This window comes from Streptomyces sp. NPDC059564 (assembly GCF_042735575.1).
Lineage (GTDB): Bacteria > Actinomycetota > Actinomycetes > Streptomycetales > Streptomycetaceae > Streptomyces.
Genome location: NZ_JBHWBP010000405.1, coordinates 1 through 6496 on the forward strand (window position 1 = coordinate 1; position 6496 = coordinate 6496).

The 6496-nt window shown below is 69.4% G+C and carries 6 protein-coding genes and 2 pseudogenes; 3 read left to right on the top strand and 5 right to left on the bottom strand.

Features of this window, described 5'->3' with window-relative positions; genetic code table 11:
• A pseudogene (locus ACFV0Q_RS36625) lies at nucleotides 1–218 on the top strand (hypothetical protein); the annotation flags it as partial.
• On the opposite strand, the gene ACFV0Q_RS36630 reads toward ACFV0Q_RS36625, so the two are convergent.
• A complete protein-coding gene (locus ACFV0Q_RS36630) occupies nucleotides 193–825 on the bottom strand; it encodes a hypothetical protein (protein WP_385011614.1) in 633 nt (210 codons plus the stop codon). The pseudogene ACFV0Q_RS36625 and the gene ACFV0Q_RS36630 sit on opposite strands and share 26 nt — an antisense overlap.
• 179 nt (nucleotides 826–1004) lie before the next feature.
• Nucleotides 1005–1709 carry a hypothetical protein gene (locus ACFV0Q_RS36635; protein WP_385011616.1) on the bottom strand — a complete coding sequence of 235 codons (705 nt, stop codon included), beginning with the start codon at nucleotides 1707–1709 and terminating at the stop codon, nucleotides 1005–1007.
• Nucleotides 1710–2338: 629 nt separating this feature from the next.
• Between ACFV0Q_RS36635 and ACFV0Q_RS36640 the strand changes: the two genes are divergently transcribed.
• Nucleotides 2339–2473 (top strand): DUF6233 domain-containing protein, encoded by a 135-nt coding sequence (locus tag ACFV0Q_RS36640; RefSeq protein ID WP_385011617.1) that lies wholly within the window; start codon nucleotides 2339–2341, stop codon nucleotides 2471–2473.
• Nucleotides 2474–2863: 390 nt separating this feature from the next.
• A complete protein-coding gene (locus ACFV0Q_RS36645) occupies nucleotides 2864–3604 on the top strand; it encodes a class I SAM-dependent DNA methyltransferase (RefSeq protein WP_385011619.1) in 741 nt (246 codons plus the stop codon).
• A gap of 49 nt (nucleotides 3605–3653) precedes the next feature.
• Here the strand turns inward: ACFV0Q_RS36645 and ACFV0Q_RS36650 are convergent.
• From ACFV0Q_RS36650 to ACFV0Q_RS36660, 3 genes and pseudogenes are all read right to left on the bottom strand, one after another.
• A pseudogene (locus ACFV0Q_RS36650) lies at nucleotides 3654–4316 on the bottom strand (IS5 family transposase); the annotation flags it as partial.
• A 363-nt stretch (nucleotides 4317–4679) separates the two neighbouring features.
• Complete coding sequence (locus ACFV0Q_RS36655; RefSeq protein ID WP_385011621.1) at nucleotides 4680–5066, bottom strand: transposase; 387 nt, start codon at nucleotides 5064–5066, stop codon at nucleotides 4680–4682.
• A gap of 429 nt (nucleotides 5067–5495) precedes the next feature.
• Nucleotides 5496–6221, bottom strand: a complete 726-nt coding sequence (locus ACFV0Q_RS36660; protein WP_385011623.1) for a peptidylprolyl isomerase — start codon at nucleotides 6219–6221, stop codon at nucleotides 5496–5498.
• Between the last annotated feature and the right edge of the window lie 275 nt (nucleotides 6222–6496).

Consider the following 6496-nt stretch of genomic DNA (forward strand, 5'->3'; position numbering starts at 1 on the left):
CCCTGCTGACCCGGCGGTGGCAGGTCGACCACGCCGCCTTCCAGGACCGGGACCTGTCGGACCGGGACTCCGTCCACCTATGGGCCGACGGGGTGCCCCCGACGGTTCGGCTCAGCCAGGCGCACTCGTGCGTGCTGGTCCTGCTCGGAGTGCGACTGGACGGTGCAGTGATACGAGCCACTGTTGCGCCCGTCAGGGTCGCAGGCCCGCGCGCCTGAGTGCGATCTCGGACAGGGCGGCGACGACTTGCTGGTCGCCGCGGCGCCAGGCGTCCGCGAGGCCGCCCGGCGGGGCGGGGATCGCGCGGAGGTCGCCCGGCGGTCCGGTGAGGGCGCGCAGCGCGAGGAGGTCGGCGCCTCCGGGTGCGTCGAAAAGGCTTCGGACGGTGGCGCTGCGACGGATCCAGCGCAGGCGCAGGGGAAGCCACACCAGGAGTACGAAGGCCACGGGGACCACGATCAGGACGACTGCGGCCAGAGTGGCCAACTGGCTGATGGCGTCCTGCAGGGACTGTCCGGCGTCGGCGAGCCCGGTGCCGGCGTCGGCCGCGGACTGGAACGGCTTCTTCAAGAGGCCGCCGACCAGCGGCACGTCCGAGGCTGTTTCGCCAGCGTCGTCGAGGGCGCTGGCGAAGCCTTCGCCCGCGCTCTCCACCTTTCGTCCCGGCTCGGCCAGCAGCATGATCGCGTCGTGGACGGCCAGCGCGAACCACACCGCGCCGGCGATCACGACCACGGCGACCAGGTCCGCGAGGATCTGGCGGTTCCGCCGTGCTGGGGTCTGGGCGTAGAGAAGCATCGGCTGCTCCGCTCCTGTTCCGGTCATGGCGTCGAGGGGCCGGCCCCGGCGGCCGGCGCAAGGGGCGTGCAGTGCCGGCCACAGGGCTCGGCCCGTTGCTCGACCGTACGTCGACCCCGGCCCTTCCACCGGTGTTCACGGGTACACGTCCGCACCACGTTGCCGGGTTGGCGCAGCAGCGGCGCCCGCGGGCGGGCCCGACCGGGTCAGGAGGCGGCGGACGCGTAGTGGTCGGCGTACGCCTGGAGGCGGGGAGCGAGCGGGCTCTCGGCGTCGGCGGAGTTCGCCTGCATCCACAGCTCGTTCTCCACGACGAAGCGGTACGCGAACTCCTCGAAGGTGTCGGCGCACCGCATCAGCGAGGAGGCCACCGCGGCCCGGACCTCCTCGGTGGGCTCCCCCTCCGCCCACCAGCCGGCGGACTCCAGTTCCACGTGCGAGAAGACCACGAACGCCTCGCCGGAGGGACGCAGGTACAGGTACCAGATGACACAGTCCTGCTGGTCGCGCAGGAACCGTACGAGACGGGCGCCCTCCTCGGCCGGGCTGTGCAGCGGACCGGAGAGGTGGCTCCAGCAGGCCGTCACCGAAACCTCGTCGAAGGCACGGCAGAGGTGCTCGCTGCCGTAGAAGGCGGCGAAGCCCTCGGGGAGCGCCAGCCCGGCCTCGGCCAGTTGCCGCTCCAGGGCCGCGAGATGCTCCGTGTGCTCGGATCGCGGCCCGTCCGCCCCGCCCAGCCAGTCGAACCCGTCGTCGAATTGCGCGGCCGCCAGCGGCGGCAGGCTCTCCAGGGGATACACCTCGTAGGTGGACGCGCACGGCCGCAAGCGCCCCAGGTCCGTGGCACACCAGCCGGTGGGGAAGGAGACGGCCGCGCCGTCGGCTGCGGGCCCGGAAACGGAAATGGACATGGACATGGAGAACCCTTCAGAAGGCGGCCGGTTCAGCGGTATGCCCGCATCCTCGCGCCCGCCACTGACAACGGCCGGCCGGACACCGACAGGACGTCGGTCGCGTGCGAGGATCCACACCATGGATCACGGACGGCGGGGCAGCCCTCCACGGGGCCTTAGGACATGCTGCGGATGATGCGCAGTGCCGCCGTGCGGAGCCAAGCGGGCGCGTCGAGGTCCTGGTCGCCGAGTGCGTGATGTGCGGCGCCGGAGCCGACGAGTTCGAGGTCGCCAAGGGCGAATGCTTCTGCGTGGGTTGCTGCATACCGGTCGGCATTACGGACGGAAACGTGCACCCGGCCGCGTACCCATGGACGCTCGATCCGTCCGAGATCCCGCTGCCGTCTGCCTCGCCGGCCCGGGCTTCGATCCGTCCGACCTGCCGTGTTGCCCCACGGGGCTCGGCGTTCCAGGTCGCGGCCGCACTCGCCTTCGCGCAGGACGGGGCGGTCCGAGGCATCTCGGTCGCCCTGAGGCGCCCCGAGGACGGCGCACTGTGTCTGTACGTCGACAACGCCCGCGTGGCACCGAGCGCGGCCTGACCCGCCCGGTCCCCCGCTGTCAGGGCGACCGCGTACGTTTTCGGCATGACGGGTGGACTATGGGCAGCCGGACTGAGTGGCAAGCCGGCCAGCACCGACCTCGCTCGGCGGGCCCTGGCCGAGGGCGTGCAGGCCTGCCCGCACTGCCGTCCCGACGCCGCCCTCAGAGTGCCGGAATGAGCTGGCACCGGCACGGTGGAGGTACGGCTACCGGCAAGCTGCGGGTGATCGTCTACCCGCCCCGACAAGCAGGGCGGGCGGCGGGGGACGGCACGGCCCGCGGCACATGGGTCTCGGCTAACGAAATGATCTCCAGGGTGGTTGGATCACTCCGAGACTGATGATCCGGGGTGCTGGGTCGCTCGGCCGAAGCCATGGGAAGTCGACGACGAGCTGTGGGCGGTGCACGCTGCGCCGAGGAGAACGACCGCACCACGGCCGTGACTCTGCGCCCCAAGCCGGGCGGTGCCCTGAAAGGTCTGTACCGGCCCGCCCCGAACCGTGTGATCGGAGCCGGTGGGAGGTAAATGCGTCGACAGCGCCCCTCGGCAACCGGCAAAGTGGCCGTCCGTGACGAGCAGTGAGCTGTGGACCCGTGCGACCGCCGACCGCTACGACGCCGAGGAGGCCGAAGCGTCCTCGGCTGCCGTCCTCGGACCGACCCTCGCCTTCCTCGCCGAACTCGCCGGAGACGGCCGGGCACTGGAGTTCGCCATCGGGACCGGACGAGTGGGCGTCCCGCTCCGGGAACGCGGCGTGCCGGTAGTGGGCATCGAACTGTCCGAGCACATGGCAGCGGTGCTGCGGCGCAAGATCGACGAGGACACGCTCCCGGTAGTCATCGGGGACATGGCCACCACCGTCGTTCCCGGCGAGTTCACCCTGGTCTATCTCGTCTACAACACCATCACGAACCTGCTCGCGCAGGACGAGCAGGTCGAGTGCTTCCACAACGCCGCACGTCATCTGGAGCCCGGCGGCCGATTCGTCATCGAGCTGGGCGTACCGCCGCTGCGGTTCCTGCCGCCCGGCCAGGTCGCGGTGCCGTTCGACGTCTCTGAGCAGCATCTCGGCTTCGACACCTTCGACCTCGTGGAGCAGATTCTCGTCTCGCACCACTTCACCCGCGACGGCGACGACGGCCGCTACCGCCGCGAAAACTCCCGGCACCGCTACGCCTGGCCGGCAGAGCTCGACCTGATGGCACGGATCGCTGGGCTCGAGCTGGAACGTCGCGTCGCGGACTGGGACGGGGCGCCGTTCACCCAGGACTCCGCGAAGCACATCTCCGTGTGGCGCAAGCCAACCTGAGGTTAGCCACCGCGGGCCGTCAGCGTAAGCCGTGCCTGTCTTGAAACTCCTACCGGGAGTTCAGGCGTCGCCAGCAGACCAGTGCGCATCCGAGGGTGAGGAAGGCTTCGTGGATGTCGTCGCGCATCCCCCAGCGGATCCGCAGGCGGCGGAACCAGTGCAGGTGGGCGAATACTCGCTCCACGACCCAGCGTTGGGCGCCGAGTCCGGAGCCATGCTCGGTGCCCCGGCGGGCGATAGGCGGCTCTACGCCGAGATCCCGGACGAGGCGGCGGTACTTGTCGTGGTCGCCCAACACCACGTCCGGGCGGTGCCGGGGCCTGCCTTGCGTGCCCCGCACCGGCGGTACCGCCTGAAGCAGCGGGATCAGCTGGGTGACGTCGTTGCGGTTGCCTCCGGTCAAAGTGGCAACGAGCGGGATACCAGTGGTGTCGGTGATCAGGTGATGCTTGCTGCCCGTCCTGCCCCGGTGAACCGGGCTTCGTCCTGTCTTGGATCCCCTTTTTAACGCCCGTATGCGGGAGCCGTCGACGGCCGCCCGGGAGAAGTCCAGGGCGTTCGCGCTGCGAAGCTAGGCCAGGAGGACCCCGTTCAGCCGGGGCCAGACTCCAGCCTCGGTCCACTCGGCCAAGCGGCGCCAGCAGGTCATACCCGAGCCGAAGCCGAGCTCCTGCGGCAGATGTTCCCAGGCGATCCCGGTGTGCGGGACGAACTGATGCCGATCCCGAATTTTTGGCTCTGTCACTGATCTTGTGACCAGTGTGGTGAGTGCTGCGAGGATGGAGCGTCAGCCGTCAGCCGTTGGCCGGGTGAGGGGGCAAGATGAGTGGACTGCCTCAGTGGCTCAGGACGTGGTTCGCCGAGAACAACGTCGAGTGCCTGCCGTTCATGAGCGGGGCTGGGCCACCGTTCTGGCCATGGGGGACGTGACCGATGCGGGGTGGCAGGCGCACCTTCGCCCGGGAAGCCCGCACGGAGTTCATGACGTCATGCAGCACGTGTTGGCATGGGTTGCATCAACATCGGAAGTGCCGAGGTGGACGGAGATTTCACCTGCTCCCACCACGCTGAAGGGCTAGCTTCTGTGGAGGATGCGGATCCGAGTGAGGTCGAGTTTTGCTCGGCCGTATCCGGCTCGTTTGATCAATTTGACTCTGGTGACCTGGCCTTCGACTTGGCCTGAGCTCCAGGTTGAGGAGAGGCCGGCGACGACGGCTTCCTGGTCGTGGAGGAGTCCTCGGGCGAACTGCTGTAGCGATGGCAAGTCGCTGTCGTGGACCTGCTCGATCCAGTCCAGGACGTCTTGCCCGCGGCGGTCGTGCATGAGGGTGGCGAAGGTCCGGACGTGCTCGACGACTGCATCGAGTTCGGGGCAGGCGGCCCGGACAGCCTTGAGGCCGAGGACTTCGTGTGGCCGGAGCCGGTCGGGGTGCGTCATCACCCAGCGAAGTGCCCGGCGCAACCAAGCCGCAACAACCCCAGGTCAAGCCGCGACTGACGCCGCAAAGCCGTTCTCACACGACCTGCAGAACCCCAGCTCACCGAGCCGCTGATACCGCAACTGCCCTCCCCCTCAGCGACACACCACTACACCGCACCAGACCGTCCCCGCGAGCCGCCCTCGCTGGCCTGACCAGCCCAAAACCGAACACCGCACGGAAGGACACCGGCTGCGGCTCGCTGGACAACCACCCACGATGTCGCAATGGGTGCGATGCCCGGCAGCACCGTACGGAGTCCACTGGTTGCGCTTGGGCGCTTCGCGTAGCCCGGCACAAGGTCCGGAGCCCTCCGCTTCCGCACCAGACGCTTCACCCGGCCGGTGTAGTCCGCCTGGGGCGGCCACCGGCCCCAGGCACGCTCATCGAGCACATGGCCACGCCGCGGTGCGTCAATGCTGGCAGGACGGCCGGACGCGGAGCAGCTCGGTCCGCAGCACGGGTGTGCCGTCGACCGGTGCCGGGGCCTCCGTGGTCGGCTCGATTCCTCCGGCGGCGACTTTGTCGAGTGTTGCCAGGCCGTCGGCGCCGACCGTGCCAAACACCGTGTAGTTCGGTCGCAGCGCGGAGTCGCCGTAAACGACGAAGAACTGTGAACCGTTCGTGTCCGGACCAGCGTTGGCCATCGCCAGCAGGCCACGCCCATAGAGGCGGCGCGCGCCGGTCGGATCGGTCGGTGCCGGCGGCAGGTCCACCGGCAGCTCGTCCTTGTACTTGTACCCGGGCCCGCCCTCACCGGTACCGGTCGGGTCGCCGCACTGCAGGACCTTCAGCGTCGGATACGCCGTCAGACGGTGGCACACCGTACGGTCGTAGAACCCATGCCGTGCCAGGTGCAGGAAACTCTGGACCGTACACGGCGCCTTGGCCCGGTCCAAGTGGAGCGGGAGCGGGCCCTGGCTGGTCGGAACAGCCATATCAACCGTGCCACGGCTGGGGGTGCGCCGCGGGTCAGGCGGCAGCGGAACAGAACGCGCCGGCGGCTCGTCCGGGGTCTGTGTGTACTGGCAAGCGCCGTGCGTCGTGCGCGGCGGAGCACCGTCGGAAGCTGTGGCGACACTCCCCCCGGACACGACTAACGCCACGGCCGCGAATGCGCTGATCAGTGCCCGTTTCATCTCGCACGCCCTCCCGATGATCGCCAAGTCCTGGAGCGGTCGCAGTCTAGGGCGTGGGTTTGGTCCGCGGGAATAGTCAACGGCAGGAGGCTGGCCCGGCCGACCCCCCAGGTCCTCGCCGTCAAGCTGAAGTCCCTGCTCGACGGAGCCACTGGCGCTGTAGGCGTCGGCCGCACCGCTGCAGGGCGGCCGACGCCTGGCCTCCGGCGCATCCGGTAGATACGGTCTCTTATACACAGATGACGCTGCCCACGCCTGAGGTCGAGAAGCTCTCG

Excerpts from the sequence above, each read along its gene's own strand:
- ACFV0Q_RS36630 (WP_385011614.1), bottom strand. The coding sequence starts at position 825 with ATGACCGGAACAGGAGCGGAGCAGCCGATGCTTCTCTACGCCCAGACC.
- ACFV0Q_RS36635 (WP_385011616.1), bottom strand. The coding sequence starts at position 1,709 with ATGTCCATTTCCGTTTCCGGGCCCGCAGCCGACGGCGCGGCCGTCTCC.
- ACFV0Q_RS36640 (WP_385011617.1), top strand. The coding sequence starts at position 2,339 with ATGACGGGTGGACTATGGGCAGCCGGACTGAGTGGCAAGCCGGCCAGC.
- ACFV0Q_RS36660 (WP_385011623.1), bottom strand. The coding sequence starts at position 6,221 with ATGAAACGGGCACTGATCAGCGCATTCGCGGCCGTGGCGTTAGTCGTG.